Source organism: Aeromicrobium changchenzhani (assembly GCF_057586615.1).
Window position 1 is genome coordinate 1,989,912 of sequence record NZ_CM172480.1, and the last position, 13,665, is coordinate 2,003,576.

13 protein-coding genes and 2 pseudogenes are annotated in these 13,665 nt (G+C 61.1%); 10 read left to right on the forward strand and 5 right to left on the reverse strand.

What is annotated here, in order from left to right:
* Positions 1 to 61: 61 nt before the first annotated feature.
* The 4 genes from AC2YB9_RS10095 to AC2YB9_RS10110 all read right to left on the reverse strand — a co-directional run bounded on the left by AC2YB9_RS10095 (position 62) and on the right by AC2YB9_RS10110 (position 5,261).
* Complete coding sequence (locus tag AC2YB9_RS10095) at positions 62 to 445, reverse strand: universal stress protein (protein WP_487265220.1); 384 nt, start codon at positions 443 to 445, stop codon at positions 62 to 64.
* Entirely contained in the window at positions 442 to 3,249 is a 2,808-nt protein-coding gene (gene acnA, locus AC2YB9_RS10100; RefSeq protein WP_487265221.1) for an aconitate hydratase AcnA, read from the reverse strand. Before acnA ends, AC2YB9_RS10095 begins: the two co-directional genes overlap by 4 nt.
* A 134-nt stretch (positions 3,250 to 3,383) precedes the next feature.
* The gene (locus AC2YB9_RS10105; protein ID WP_487265222.1) at positions 3,384 to 4,094 is read right to left on the reverse strand and encodes a Crp/Fnr family transcriptional regulator; all 711 of its coding nucleotides are present in this window, start codon (positions 4,092 to 4,094) and stop codon (positions 3,384 to 3,386) included.
* Positions 4,095 to 4,214: 120 nt separating this feature from the next.
* Complete coding sequence (locus tag AC2YB9_RS10110; RefSeq protein ID WP_487265223.1) at positions 4,215 to 5,261, reverse strand: tellurite resistance/C4-dicarboxylate transporter family protein; 1,047 nt, start codon at positions 5,259 to 5,261, stop codon at positions 4,215 to 4,217.
* Between the two features lie 246 nt (positions 5,262 to 5,507).
* On the opposite strand from AC2YB9_RS10110, the gene AC2YB9_RS10115 reads away from it, so the two are divergent.
* The 3 genes from AC2YB9_RS10115 (at position 5,508) to AC2YB9_RS10125 (ending at position 8,387) form a co-directional block, all read left to right on the forward strand.
* Entirely contained in the window at positions 5,508 to 5,840 is a 333-nt protein-coding gene (locus tag AC2YB9_RS10115; protein ID WP_487265224.1) for a cupin domain-containing protein, read from the forward strand.
* Between the two features lie 169 nt (positions 5,841 to 6,009).
* Positions 6,010 to 6,552 carry an N-acetyltransferase family protein gene (locus AC2YB9_RS10120; protein WP_487265225.1) on the forward strand — a complete coding sequence of 181 codons (543 nt, stop codon included), beginning with the start codon at positions 6,010 to 6,012 and terminating at the stop codon, positions 6,550 to 6,552.
* Entirely contained in the window at positions 6,552 to 8,387 is a 1,836-nt protein-coding gene (locus AC2YB9_RS10125; protein ID WP_487265226.1) for an AMP-dependent synthetase/ligase, read from the forward strand. Before AC2YB9_RS10120 ends, AC2YB9_RS10125 begins: the two co-directional genes overlap by 1 nt.
* Positions 8,388 to 8,446: 59 nt before the next feature.
* Here AC2YB9_RS10125 and AC2YB9_RS10130 read toward each other — a convergent pair.
* A pseudogene (locus tag AC2YB9_RS10130) lies at positions 8,447 to 8,785 on the reverse strand (hypothetical protein); the annotation flags it as partial.
* Positions 8,786 to 9,176: 391 nt separating this feature from the next.
* Here AC2YB9_RS10130 and AC2YB9_RS10135 point away from each other — a divergent pair.
* The 7 genes and pseudogenes from AC2YB9_RS10135 (at position 9,177) to AC2YB9_RS10165 (ending at position 13,599) form a co-directional block, all read left to right on the forward strand.
* The gene (locus AC2YB9_RS10135; protein WP_487265227.1) at positions 9,177 to 9,905 is read left to right on the forward strand and encodes an IclR family transcriptional regulator; all 729 of its coding nucleotides are present in this window, start codon (positions 9,177 to 9,179) and stop codon (positions 9,903 to 9,905) included.
* Between the two features lie 74 nt (positions 9,906 to 9,979).
* Entirely contained in the window at positions 9,980 to 10,780 is an 801-nt protein-coding gene (locus tag AC2YB9_RS10140; RefSeq protein WP_487265228.1) for a 2-keto-4-pentenoate hydratase, read from the forward strand.
* An 11-nt stretch (positions 10,781 to 10,791) separates the two neighbouring features.
* The gene (locus AC2YB9_RS10145) at positions 10,792 to 11,739 is read left to right on the forward strand and encodes an acetaldehyde dehydrogenase (acetylating) (protein ID WP_487265229.1); all 948 of its coding nucleotides are present in this window, start codon (positions 10,792 to 10,794) and stop codon (positions 11,737 to 11,739) included.
* The gene (gene dmpG, locus AC2YB9_RS10150; protein ID WP_487265230.1) at positions 11,736 to 12,773 is read left to right on the forward strand and encodes a 4-hydroxy-2-oxovalerate aldolase; all 1,038 of its coding nucleotides are present in this window, start codon (positions 11,736 to 11,738) and stop codon (positions 12,771 to 12,773) included. Before AC2YB9_RS10145 ends, dmpG begins: the two co-directional genes overlap by 4 nt.
* A gap of 124 nt (positions 12,774 to 12,897) precedes the next feature.
* Positions 12,898 to 13,248: a hypothetical protein gene (locus AC2YB9_RS10155; protein WP_487265231.1), complete on the forward strand. Its 351-nt coding sequence runs from the start codon at positions 12,898 to 12,900 to the stop codon at positions 13,246 to 13,248.
* Positions 13,245 to 13,295 (forward strand): annotated as a pseudogene (locus AC2YB9_RS10160) (hypothetical protein); the annotation flags it as partial. The gene AC2YB9_RS10155 and the pseudogene AC2YB9_RS10160, both read left to right, overlap by 4 nt.
* Positions 13,296 to 13,353: 58 nt before the next feature.
* The gene (locus AC2YB9_RS10165; protein ID WP_487268591.1) at positions 13,354 to 13,599 is read left to right on the forward strand and encodes an IclR family transcriptional regulator domain-containing protein; all 246 of its coding nucleotides are present in this window, start codon (positions 13,354 to 13,356) and stop codon (positions 13,597 to 13,599) included.
* Positions 13,600 to 13,665 lie beyond the last annotated feature (66 nt).

The window sequence follows — 13,665 nt, forward strand, 5'->3', positions numbered from 1 at the left end:
TGACCTACATCAGGTAACCGCAACCATTTGTCGTTGGCCGCAGTTGGCCCCTACTTTCCGCTCACATAGGCGGCGGCACAATGACCACCGGGCAATGCGCTAGCCGTGCGCACGCATCACCCACAGACCCCATCGCATTGTGAATCAACTGTGTGGTGCCATGCCGGCCGACGACGAGAAGATCCGACGACTCTGAGCAACGCAGCAGAACCTCGACAGGGTCGCCTTCGAATGCCTGCCGATCGATGTTGTCGACGCGTTCAACCAACGCCGCATCGAGCATTGCTTCGGTTCGTGCGCGCGCCTCAGCTGAGACGTCGCCATCGGCAACCACGAAGGCCGCCACAACGTGGATTCGGCTCGGAACGTCCTGGGCATAAGCAGCCGCCCAACGAAGTGCCTCTTGGCCGGCTGCGGATCCATCGAATCCGACGGTGACATTCATCGTGTCTCCGCATTGAGCAGATTGCGCAAAACGTACTGCAAAATCCCTCCGTGGCGGAAGTATTCGGCCTCGGCCGGCGTATCGATACGCGCCGTCGCGGTCAACTCCCGAACTTCATCACCGTCCTGGACGCGAATCGTGACCTTGTCCGGGACTGCGTCGGCGCCCGCAATACCGGCGATCGAATAGGACTCCCGTCCGGTCAGGCCGAGGCTTTCCGCTGACTCCCCCGCCTCGAACTGGAGCGGAAGCACTCCCATGCCGATGAGGTTGGAACGGTGAATACGTTCGAACGACGTCGCAATCACGGCTTTCACGCCGAGCAACAGAGTCCCCTTGGCGGCCCAGTCCCGCGACGAACCGGACCCGTAGTCCGCGCCGGCAAGCACGATCAACGGCACGTTGTCGGCCGCATATGACGTGGCCGCGTCGAAGATCGTCGTCTGCTCGCCATCGGCTGGATAACGGGTGAAACCACCCTCTACTCCGGGGACGAGCTGATTGCGCAGCCGGATGTTGGCGAAGGTGCCGCGGATCATGACCTCGTGGTTGCCCCGTCGGGAGCCATAGGAGTTGAAGTCACCGGGCGCAACGCCCTGTTCGATCAGATAGCGACCTGCGGGCGAGTCCTTCTTGATGGCCCCCGCAGGCGAAATGTGATCGGTGGTCACCGAGTCGCCCAACATCACCAGGACGCGCGCGTCGGCGATATCTTCGAGTGGCTGGGGTTCGCGGGTCATGCCATCGAAAAATGTCGGCGAACGAACGTACGTTGAGCTCTCTTGCCAAGCGAATCTGTCGCCAGAAGGAACATCGAGCCCGTTCCAGTTGTCATCACCGGCGAAGACATTGCTATAACCCTTGGTAAACATCTCGGCCTCGATGAAACCGTCGACGACCTCATTTATCTCTTGAGTAGTCGGCCAGATGTCACGTAAATAGACCGGGTTGCCATCCGGGTCCTCACCAAGCGGATCGCTAGTCAAGTTGACGTGCATCGTGCCTGCCAGAGCGTAAGCAACGACCAGCGGCGGCGACATGAGGAAATTCATCTTCACTTCGCCATGGATTCGACCCTCGAAGTTACGGTTGCCCGAGAGGACCGAGCTCACATTAAGGTCGTTTTCGTTAACCGCATCGCTGACCTGTGGGATGAGCGGACCGGAGTTGCCGATGCAGGTCGTGCACCCGTAGCCCACCAAGTTGAAGCCGAGCTTTTCGAGATACGGCGTGAGACCGGATTTGTTGTAGTAGTCGGTGACGACCCGCGACCCGGGTGCCAACGAGGTCTTCACCCACGGTTTGCTCGTAAGCCCCCGTTCGACGGCTTTCTTGGCCAACAGACCCGCAGCGACCATCACCGAAGGATTCGATGTGTTGGTGCAGGACGTGATCGCAGCGATCACCACCGAACCGTTATCGACCGTGCCTTGGCTTCCATCGTCGAAAGTGACCGGTGTCGGTTGCGAGGGCCACTCGTGTCCCTCGTCGATGGAACAAGCTCCACTCGGAAGGTCGACCTTGTGGTCCGCCGAGATCGCAACCGGATCGCTAGCCGGGAACGACTCCGCAGATGCTTCGTCCAGACCGGTAGGTCCCGACCTCGACGATGCCCCCGGCTGATTCGCCAACAGGCACTCCACCTCCTGTGGTGCCGACTTCAACGCAATGCGGTCCTGCGGACGAGTCGGACCGGCAATCGACGGCTCGATGCTGCCAAGATCCAATTCCACGGTTTGCGAATAGGTTGCCTCGTTGTCCGGGTCGTGCCAAAGTCCCTGTGCCTTTGCATAAGCCTCCACGAGCGCAATCTGCTCCGGAGTGCGACCGGTGAGACGCAAATAACTCAAGGTCACATCGTCAATGGGGAAAATCGCACAGGTGGAGCCGTACTCCGGGCTCATATTGCCCAATGTGGCGCGGTTTGCCAGTGGCACGTTGGCCACTCCCGGCCCATAGAACTCGACGAACTTGCCGACGACCCCGGTCTGGCGCAGCACCTGTGCAACGGTGAGCACCAAATCCGTGGCAGTTGCCCCCTCGGGCAACTCACCGGTCAACTTGAAGCCGAGCACCGGCGGGATCAGCATGCTCATCGGTTGGCCGAGCATCGCGGCTTCGGCCTCGATGCCACCGACGCCCCAGCCGAGAACGCCAAGACCGTTCACCATCGGCGTATGGGAGTCGGTGCCCACGAGCGTGTCGGGATAGGCCATCATCCGTCCTTCACGCTCTCGGGTGAAGACCACACGGGCCAAATATTCTAGGTTGACCTGGTGGCAAATGCCGGTGTCCGGCGGCACCACCAGGAAGTCGTCGAAGGCCTGTTGGGACCAGCGCAGCAACTGATAGCGCTCCTGGTTGCGCTCGAACTCCAAGGCAGCATTGCGTTGGAACGCATCGGATCGTCCGAACACGTCAGCGATCACCGAATGGTCGATGACCAGCTCGACCGGCACCAACGGGTTGATCTTCTGCGGGTTACCGCCAAATGACGTCATCGCATCACGCATGGCCACGAGGTCGACCGCGCACGGGACACCGGTGAAGTCCTGCAACAACACTCGCGCTGGCGTGAACTGAATCTCGCTGCCATGTTCGGCGGCCGGGTCCCAGGCTGCCAGTGCACGCACCTGATCGGCGGTGACGACCACACCGTCCTCGTTGCGCAGCAAGTTCTCCAACAAAATCTTGAGACTGTAAGGCAGCCGCTGCGAGCCGTCCACGCGGTCCAGCCGATACATGTCATAGGTCGTTTCACCTACGGTCAGTTGGTCTCGGGCTCCAAAGCTATTTGTCGGCACATCTACTCCTCTAGGTCAGCGGCAATATGGTCGATGCGAATCAGCTGACGCCCATTCTGTGGCGTCTCATCCATCTGCCCCGTCAGCTCGAGCGTAACCCTCTTTATAGCAACCCCCCTTTCGCCGACGGTGATTCAGTCAGCTCGCAACGTCTCGAGTGCCTCACCGTTGCGGATTGCTATCCACCGGCGGCCCGTTTCAATGATGCCGGCTCTGCGCCACGTGCTGAGCAGTCGACTCACCGATTCGGTGGCCGCTCCAGTCATGGCGGCAAGATCATCACGAGACAACGGAATTTGCACCAGCGTGCCGCCATCCCAAGGCTTGCCGTTCTTTGCGGCAAGCAGCAGAAGCGTGGCCGCAAGCCGCTGTTCGAGCGATGCACCTGACAGGAGATGGACCGCCGTTTGAGATTCAGTCAGCCGATGTGAGACTCCCTTGAGCGTTGCGCGTGCGACCGAGGGGAACTGTTCCATGACCAGTTCAAACGCACCGGCATCAAGGCCGAGCAGGCAAAGCGGGGTCATTGCCCACGCGGTGTCGGGGTACGCGTGTGGTCCAAGCGCCGGTAGCGCGCCGAGAAAATCGCCGCTACCCAATATGTCCAGCAGCGTTTCATGACCGTCTGAGTTGGAGCGTGTGGTCTTGGCGAGCCCGCTCGCTACGACGTAGAACTGGCTGGCGGCCTCGCCGATGTGGTAGATCGCGTCCCCGGTCGAGAAGTCTTGAACATGGCATTGGCCGTCTACGAGGGCCAAGTCTTCAGCCATCAATCCATCGAACAGCGGCACCTGTCCGAGTGCCTGCAATCGCACTTCAGGCGTACAAAGGTGCGGTTCTGTCATCGGCACCACGATCGGTGTTGTACGTCGCGCCGTCATGGGCCGTCAATCGACCGGTCGGACCCGGACTGCACGCTACTCATAAGCCCACCATAGGTCAGCTCGCTGCCTTATTCGAGCCGGTCAGCGGCTGCGCATAAACACAGTTCGGACGACATGGACGGCCATGGCAGCAGCCACAAGGAGCCATGCGCTGAAGGCAACCCAGAGTTCGACCTTTCCGATCGTTGCAACGATCGGGAGCCGATCCGCACGACCAAGATAGATGCCCGCAACGGCATACATACCGAGTGGAAAGATGACGCTCCATAGGGTTGCGTCGTACCTGAGCGGAACATGACGAGTCACATGTCGCCACCACCCGGCGGCTACGAGTACGGGTATCAGCCAGGTCGCGAAGGCCCAGAACACGACCGCGAGCCCGGCAACCAGTCCACGGGTGACATCCACCATCGGAGCATCAGCCATTTCGACGATTCGGGCGCCAGCCAGCACAGTGACGGCCAGAGCGCCCATCGCGACCCAATACGGCGGCGTGAGATCCTCAGGTCCGAACTCATACAGCATCAATCGCAACGACACGATCATCGCGGTGGAGGCATACAAGAAGATGCCCACCGACCACGACGTCACCGCCAGCAGGGCTAATTCGCGCCGTCCAGTCTCGAACACAGGTTCAAGCGTGGCCGCAGCGATGGCAACTGTCTGACTTGCCACCACCCAGATGAACCAGGTGCCATTCGCAGTTGCCACCAGCGGCCGCTCCACTCGGCCAAGCACCGCCGTCCAGGGAACCACGTAGCCGAGCAGCAGCCAGGCAAGGCCCGACAAAACCAACAACACGGCAGTCGGCGTGTAGTTTCCTTCCATGCCGAGGCGAACGCCGAGTACATTCGTACCGGCAACGAATGTGAAGAATCCGAAGGCCCGCGTCGGGTCGCCGAAGTCGTTGTTGACTGCGCTCCTGTGGGCCACGAATCGCCACACGTTCAAGCCCAGCAGAGCCACGAACGCGGCCGCACAGACGATCAATAGCAGCCACGAGATAACCTCGAAGCCCTCAAGCTTCATCCCCACCGAGATGATGCCCGTTGCCATGACCAACGCGAAATAGCCGGGCGTCAGTCCTTCGACTGCCCGGCTAGATCGCTCCATAAGGCCCGTGGTCACGCGAGCAGTCTAACCGTGACCGATTTCCTCGTCGGATCGATCCACCGCGATCAATCGTGATACTGCAGGTGCCAGTCGGACCCTCCGGAACCGAGCAGCCAAACGAGGTGGTCAGACGCCTCCGGCTCTTCACAAGATTTCAACGCGGTCGTATATTTGCGGCTTCAGCCGTACCTCATCAGCAATCGCCATTCCGTCATGAGGCGCACTGGTCGTTCAATTGGGATCAACCAAGGAGACTCTCGAATGGAAAACATATCGTTGACAGCGTTGGCACGGCAGCAACTCCTGTTGGCAGAAAGAGCACCGAGTGGCCGCAGTTCTCATACTGTTTACGGTGGTCACGAGCACACGCTTCGTCAGACCTTGATTGCGCTGGCTGCTGGCCGGAGCCTTGGCGAACATGAGAATCCGGGCGAAGCAACCGTCTATGTCCTGCAAGGGCGGGTACGACTGTCTGCCGGCGACATATCCTGGGACGGCGCGCCCGGCCATCAAATGATCGTTCCCGATGCTCGCCATACGCTCGAGGCGCTCGAAGCCGCTGTCGTGCTGCTGACGACTGCCATGCCCCGTTAGCATTCATCGGTCGTTGGCTGATCAGTACGTCGCTGCAATTAGCGCGAGCCCTACATTTCGTCGACTCAATGCGTACGTCTCGGGGCGCCGGATGACCCGGCAGCTCGGGACCATCGCCTCTACCCGCTGAAGGGAATCGGAACGAGACTGCACTGATGAGGGTGACGTCATGATCGCGGAGGCCGTGCTCGCCGACGGCACAGCCGCGTTGCTCTGGCCGCTGCGAAGCGACGACCGGGAGGCACTCAGCGAGGGCTACGAGCGCCTGTCCACCACGACCCGCTTTCACCGGTTTCTCGCCAGCGTCCCGCACCTCAGCAGCGTCCAGCTCGACCACCTGGTGGACCAAGTCGACGGCATCGACCATGTGGCACTCGCCTTGGTCGTCATTGACGTCGATCATGTCGGCACACCGGTCGGCGTGGCACGGATGATCCGCTACGAGCAGCAGCCCACAGCGGCCGACGTGGCCGTGACAGTTCTCGATGAGTGGCAGGGCCGTGGCGTCGCGACGGCCCTTCTGGAAGAGCTCGTACGACAGCGTCCCATCGGAGTTACCCGTGTCGTGACCACAGTCGCCGCCGACAACGGACCGTCGCTGGCGATGCTGAGACGACTCGGAAAGACCACCGCGGTGCCTGCCGGGATCGACCGTCTCGACGTCGTCGTCGAGCTGACGATTCCAAAACCCACTGAAATGGAGAACCTGTGATGCCCAAAACAATGCCCGCCAAGAACGACCGACTTTCGCGCGCGGCCGCGTCAGTGCCCCGGATGCTGTTCGACCGGATCGCGGCTACGCCGGACACAGAGGCGTACCGGTTCCCGGTCGCCGACGGCTGGGAGTCGGTGACGTGGCACGAGACTGGCGAGATCGTGCGCACGCTCGCGGCGGGTCTGCTCGCCTTGGGCATCCGTCCCGAGGAACGGGTTGCGATCGCGAGCAGCACCCGCATCGAGTGGCTGTATGCCGACCTCGCGATCGCCTGTGCGGGCGCGGCGACCACCACGGTGTACCCCTCGACGGGGGCAGCGGACGTCGGCTTCATCCTCGTCGACAGCGGGTCCCGGATCGCATTCGCCGAGGACGATGTCCAGGTAGAAAAATTGCGCGGTCAACGCGATCGCCTTCCAGATCTCAGTCACGTGATCACCTTCGACGGCACCGCCGACGGTGACTGGGTGCTCAACCTCGACGACTTGCGTGACCTCGGGGTCAAGCACCTCGCTGCGCATCCCGACGCGGTCGACCGGGCTGTCGACGCCGTGGGTTCAGAAGACCTCGCCACCCTGATTTACACCTCCGGCACTACGGGCACACCCAAGGGCGTCGAGCTTCCACACCGTTGCTGGACCTACATCGGCGTCGCCGCCGAAGCACTCGACATCCTGACCGTGGATGACCTCCAGTACTTATGGTTGCCGCTGTCGCACTCGTTCGGCAAGATGCTGCAGGCGGTCCAACTCCAGGTCGGATTTCCGACCGCAATCGACGGCCGGATGGACCGGATCGTGTCAAACCTCGCCGAAATCCGTCCCACGTTCATGGCCGGACCACCCCGAATCTTCGAGAAGGTACACGCCAAGGTGGTCCAGAGCGTCGAGGAAGAGGGCGGCGTCAAGGCTCGGCTGATCGGCTGGGCCTTCGGTGTTGGCACCCGGGTGGCGCAGGCACGCGTGGCGGGTCATCAGGTGGGTCCACTAACCCGCGCTCAGTACGCCGTGGCGGACCGTCTGGTGCTTACCAAGGTTCGAGCTCGGCTCGGCGGACGGATCCGTTTCCTGATCTCCGGGAGCGCGGCGCTCTCACCCGATGTGGCCACGTGGTTCCAGGCCGCTGGGATGGTGGTGCTCGAGGGCTACGGATTGACCGAGACCAGCGCCGGTGCCTGCATCGGGCGCCTGGACGACCCGACCTTCGGCCGGGTGGGACCGCCTGTCATCGGCACGGAAGTGCGAATCGCCGATGACGGCGAGATCTTCCTGCGCGGGCCCAGCGTGATGCGCGGCTACCACCAGCAGCCCGAGCTCACGGCCGAGGTGTTGAGCCCGGACGGCTGGCTGGCCACCGGTGATGTGGGTGACCTCGATGCGCAGGGCCGGCTCCGGATCACGGACCGCAAGAAAGATCTCATCAAGACCTCCGGCGGCAAGTACATCGCGCCCCAGTCCATCGAGATACTCTTCAAGGCGCTCTGCCCATTGGCCAGCCAGATGATCGTGCACGCCGAGGGACGTAACTACGCCACCGCCTTGGTCACGCTGGACCCTGACGCCTTGGCGCAGTGGTCGGCTGCCCGGGACCTGTCCGTGACGGACTATTCCGAGCTGACCGCGCTAACGGTCGTGCGTGACTACGTGCAAGCCTCCGTGGACCAGATGAACAGCCGGCTGAACCGCTGGGAGACGATCAAGGATTTCCGGATCCTCGACCGGGACCTAACGATTGAGGACGGTGAGGTCACCCCGAGCATGAAGGTGCGCCGCAATGCGGTCAACGATAGCTACCGCCACCTGTTTGACTCCATGTATGCCGCTGCGAAGTAGCCGAGGTCGATGCTGTCGACATGAACCCAGCCATCGTCGGGCAGTTCTAGGCACGGAGGGGTGCGCGCGGCGATCTGGCAGCCCTGCTCGCGCTGGACCCGGCAGTCCCCGGCGCGATGCACCAATTCTGGGGCCCACTGACTCGACCGCGTGACCTTCGGATCTCATCGTGTCGATGACACCCATCATTCCCCCGCGCGCTTCGCTACAGCGGGGGCACCCCCAGCCGGTTGCGGGGGTCGAGTTCCCCCACGAAGAAAGACGTCGCTGCCTTCAGGACCCCCGACCCGGTTGGACACTGCGGCAGTGGCGGCCGTCGTCGTCGCATACTCGCCACGATGCTCCAGCACCAACCTCACAGCCCGGGCCTTCAGCACCGGATCAATCATCTTTGGCATGTTCTACATCCTCACAACTCAAAAGGATGCGGCATCAAACCTGAGGCGCTTCACATCGCTGCTAACTCACACGGTCCCGGCCCTGTTTTGTCGATGCGGTCGTGACGAATGCTGTCGTGGGTGTCGAGCGCCGAAAGATTCAACAGGACAAAGGATCCGAAAATACTGGGCACCCCCGACACGGCATGGATCAATAAGCCGGACGAGAACACCGCGACACAAGCAGCCGCCTAACACCCACTAGCGTCGACCACCTTGACAAATTCCGCGGCGGCGGAAACTTGCCGACATGAGAATGCTATAAACATCCCTAATGAAACAGACACAGATGGGCGCAAGTCCGAGCCGTGGAAGTGCTACCGACACACCTCGGACGGTATTAGGCCGCGCGATGTCGGTCCTATACGCATTCGGACCCGATGACGTCACCATCGCCTTAGCCGAACTTGTGCGCCGAACGGGACTGCCAAAGACGACGGTCCATCGTTTGGCTGGCGAAATGGTGGAGTTGGGGCTCCTTGCGGGCGAAGCAGACGGGGCATTTCGGCTGGGGAGAGGACTTTTCGAACTTGGCATGCGCGCGTCAGTTGAGCGCCAGCTCATCGAAGTGGCGATGCCGTTCCTGCAGGATCTCTACAGCCGTAGCCAACAGACAGTTCATCTGGGTGTGCGTGAAGGATCCGAAGTTGTTTATGTGTCGAAGATCGGCGGACATCGTCAGGCTCGAGCCCCGTCACGCGTCGGCGGCAGGATGCCGCTGCATTGCACGGCCATCGGCAAAGTTCTTTTGGCATTTGAGGACGAAGATTTCATCAACGACGTGCTCTCCGGCCCGCTCGAGCGACGCACGTCCTTTACGATCACAGCACCCGGCATTCTTAAACGTCAACTTGATCGTGCGCTCCAAGACCGGATTGCGTACGAAAACCAGGAGTCAAGGATGGGTCTGGTATGTATTGCCGCGCCAATACTGGACCGCGAAGACCGCCCGCAAGCGGCAATCAGCATTACCGGTGCTGGAGTTCGGTTTCAGCCCGAACAACACCGAGCGTCCCTGGCTGCGGCAGCGGCCGGCATCGCGGCGACGTTGGCCCGACGAGAAATGTTCATGAGAGACTGAACAACACCCCCGTCGTTCCATCTATCGGAACGCTTTCATTCCGTGACAATACGTTCCGGCCATAGATTTGCAGTATGACCACCCCAATTCCCCGCGGAGTCCGAGCGGCCGCAGAGCGATTGCACCTTGCTGCTTCAACGCGGATACCGTGCGCGCCCGTTCGAGACCTCATTGGGCCCGATGATGTGAATGCGGCCTATGCGGTTCAACACCGGCTAAGCCATGAACGCCACAAACGAGGAGCCCGGACGGTCGGCCGAAAAATTGGCCTGACATCTCTGGCAGTCCAGAACCAACTGGGCGTCAACCAGCCAGACTTCGGCGTGCTTTTTGACGACATGGGATTCGACGAAAACCATGAACTGCCGATGAGCCGGCTTCTGCAGCCCAAGGCCGAAGCTGAGATTGCCTTTGTACTCGCCGATGATCTCATCATTGGCGATTTGAGCATTGCGCAAATCCGCGACGCCATTGACTACGCCGTCGCGGCATTAGAAATCGTCGACAGTCGAATAGCTGGCTGGGATATCCGTTTCATCGACACCGTCGCTGACAACGCATCGAGCGGCCTATATGTATTGGGCAAAGACCACCGAAGCCTAGATTCATTCGATCCAGCCGAGGTCGAGATGAGCATGATGGTGGATGGCGAAGTCGTCTCCACCGGCAACGGTGCCGCCTGTCTCGGCGACCCGTTGAACGCGGTCGTCTGGCTAGCTCGCACCGCTCGTGATTTTGGCGAGCCGCTTCGCGCGGGGCATGTGATTCTTTCGGGTGCCCTTGGCCCCATGCACCCGGTAGGTTCAGGCGCCCGCGTAAGCGCTGAAATCAGCGAACTCGGCAGCGTGACCACTAGATTTTCACAGAATGCATAACAGGAGTGATTATGAGCAAAACTAAAGTTGCCATCATCGGATCAGGCAACATCGGCACCGATTTGATGATGAAGGTTCTCAACAAGTCCGAACGGCTTGAGCTCAGTGCCATGGTGGGGATTGACGCCGAGTCCGATGGGCTGGCTAGGGCCAAGCGGCTGGATGTCCCCACAACGCACGAAGGCGCAGACGGCCTCATCGCGATGGATGACTTCGACGAGATCGAAATAATCTTCGATGCCACCAGCGCCAAGGCACACGAAGCCAATGTGGCGAGATTGGCTCCCTTCGGCAAGCGTTTCGTTGATTTGACGCCGGCCGCTATTGGGCCGTTTGTTGTGCCGGCAGTCAATCTCGATCAACACCTCGACACGGCGAATGTCAATATGGTCACCTGCGGCGGCCAAGCAACGATTCCCGTGGTCGCGGCGATATCACAAATCGCGCCGGTCGAGTATGCCGAAATCGTGGCCTCGATTTCATCGCGATCCGCTGGCCCAGGAACGAGGGCAAACATCGATGAATTCACGGAAACCACCGCGCACGCAATTGAAGTTGTTGGCGGCGCCACCCACGGCAAAGCGATCATCATCTTGAATCCAGCTGAGCCGTCGATGATAATGCGCGACACGGTGTTCTGTTTGATTAATGCCGGCAGCGATAACGTTACGGAGAAAATCTGTCAGTCGGTGGAGACGATGGTTGCTGCCGTCGCTGCCTATGTTCCTGGATACCGGATAAAGCAACGGGTACAGATTGCACCGATCCCCGAAGACCAACCGGTGCATACGCTCGTCGGCGACGCCGTTGTCACGCACCAGGTTTCTGTATTCCTTGAAGTCGAAGGTGCGGCGGATTATCTACCCGCATATGCTGGAAATTTGGACATTATGACGTCGGCGGCACTACGTACCGCCGAACATTTAGTAGCGATCAAAGCAACGGAGGCAGTCGCATGAGCACAAAGATCTTTCTACAAGACGTCACGCTACGTGATGGCATGCACGCCATCCGGCATCGTGTCAGCACCGAAACTGTCGGAAAGATTGCGGCTGCATTGGACGCCGCAGGAGTCGACGCCATTGAAGTCTCGCACGGCGACGGTTTAGGCGGCACGTCACTCAATTTCGGTCCCGCAAGCAACACCGACTGGGAGTGGCTCGAGGCAGCGGCCGCGAGTATCACGAACGCGCGACTGACCACTCTTCTGCTGCCGGGTGTCGGCACCATCGAGGAGTTAAAGCGTGCCTATGAGTTGGGTGTTCGATCGGTACGAGTTGCCACCCATTGCACCGAAGCGGATGTTTCAGCGCAGCACATCGCAACGGCGCGGGAACTCGGGATGGACGTCGCAGGGTTCTTGATGATGAGCCATCTCAATAACCCTGCTGGGCTAGCCCAGCAGGCCAAGTTGATGGAATCCTACGGCGCACATTGTGTCTATGTCACCGATTCGGGCGGTCGTCTCACCATGAATGGCGTGCGCGAACGTATTCGCGCCTACCGTGATGTGCTTGACGCGGAAACCGAACTGGGCATTCACGCCCATGAAAACCTTTCCCTTTCAGTCGCGAACTCCGTTATCGCCGTCGAAGAAGGAGTCACCCGCGTCGATGCTTCTCTGGCCGGTCAAGGCGCCGGTGCCGGCAACTGTCCGATCGAGCCGTTCGTGGCTGTGGCCAACCTGCAAGGTTGGGAACACAATGCTGACCTTTTCGCGCTGCAGGATGCCGCCGATGATCTGGTCCGACCGCTGCAGGATCGCCCGGTTCGTGTAGATCGCGAAACACTCACTTTGGGTTATGCCGGCGTCTACGGCAGCTTCCTGCGACATGCTGAAGCAGCAGCCGAACGGTACGGCATTGACGCTCGTACGATTCTCATTGAAGTCGGCAAGCGTCAACTCGTTGGCGGTCAAGAGGACATGATCGTCGACGTCGCACTCGATCTGCTTGCTGAACAAGAGGCTGCCGCCGAAAAAGTAGCTTCCTAGGAGAGAGTGCCGGTCACCGGGTCACAAGGTGTCCGAGAACTAGACGGTATTCAGGACCGCTCGGGCTCGCCGGGGGCCGGCGCGGCGGCGCGGCGGCGCGGCGGCGATTGATAGTGCGACTGGAATGGTCCATCGGCGGCGTCTGGCACCGGGTATTGGTGAGATCGAGGCGTGGATCCGCGCGTTGCCGCGGCCGTGGAAAGCCACGTATGAGGCGGGTCCCACGTGGTTTGGTCTGGCCCAGTTGCTGCATTTGGGTGAGATTGTCGAGGTCGCGGTCCCGGACGTCGCGACGGAGGCAGCCCGTGATCTGGTGCGGGCTCGCGAGGACGCCCGTGGGGAGCTGATGAGTGCACATCGCCGGGTCTCCCAGCTGGGCCCCGCCACCACCGGCGAAGAGGGCGACACCGACCTGACTAACGCCGGCAAGGTCCCAGTCACCGAGCTGGCCGGGTCGGCGCACTCCACGAGATGACGCTTAGCGAGGTGGCTGCACGCACCACCCTGAGCCGCGCGACCGCTCGCCGGTTCCTGCACACACTCGTCGTCCTGGGCTTCGCCCGCACGGACAGGCGCCGATTTGCCCTCACCCCGCAGGTGCTCCGCCTATGCCACGTCCATAGGCCGGGTACTGCTAGCGGGGATGAACGACGCCGATCTCGAAACCTATCTGTCGTCAGCCGATCTCCGACCGCTCACACCGCGCACCCGGCAACCCGGCAACCCGTCAAGGGTCTCCGCGCGGAGATCGATCGCGTACGGGATCAGGGGAGGTCGTTCGTCGACTAGGAACTGGAACAAGGGCTACGCTCCCTGGCCACGCTGATCGCCGGACCGGAGGGAACCGTGGTGGCCGCCATCAACCTGTCGGCGTCCACCACCTTCGACGACC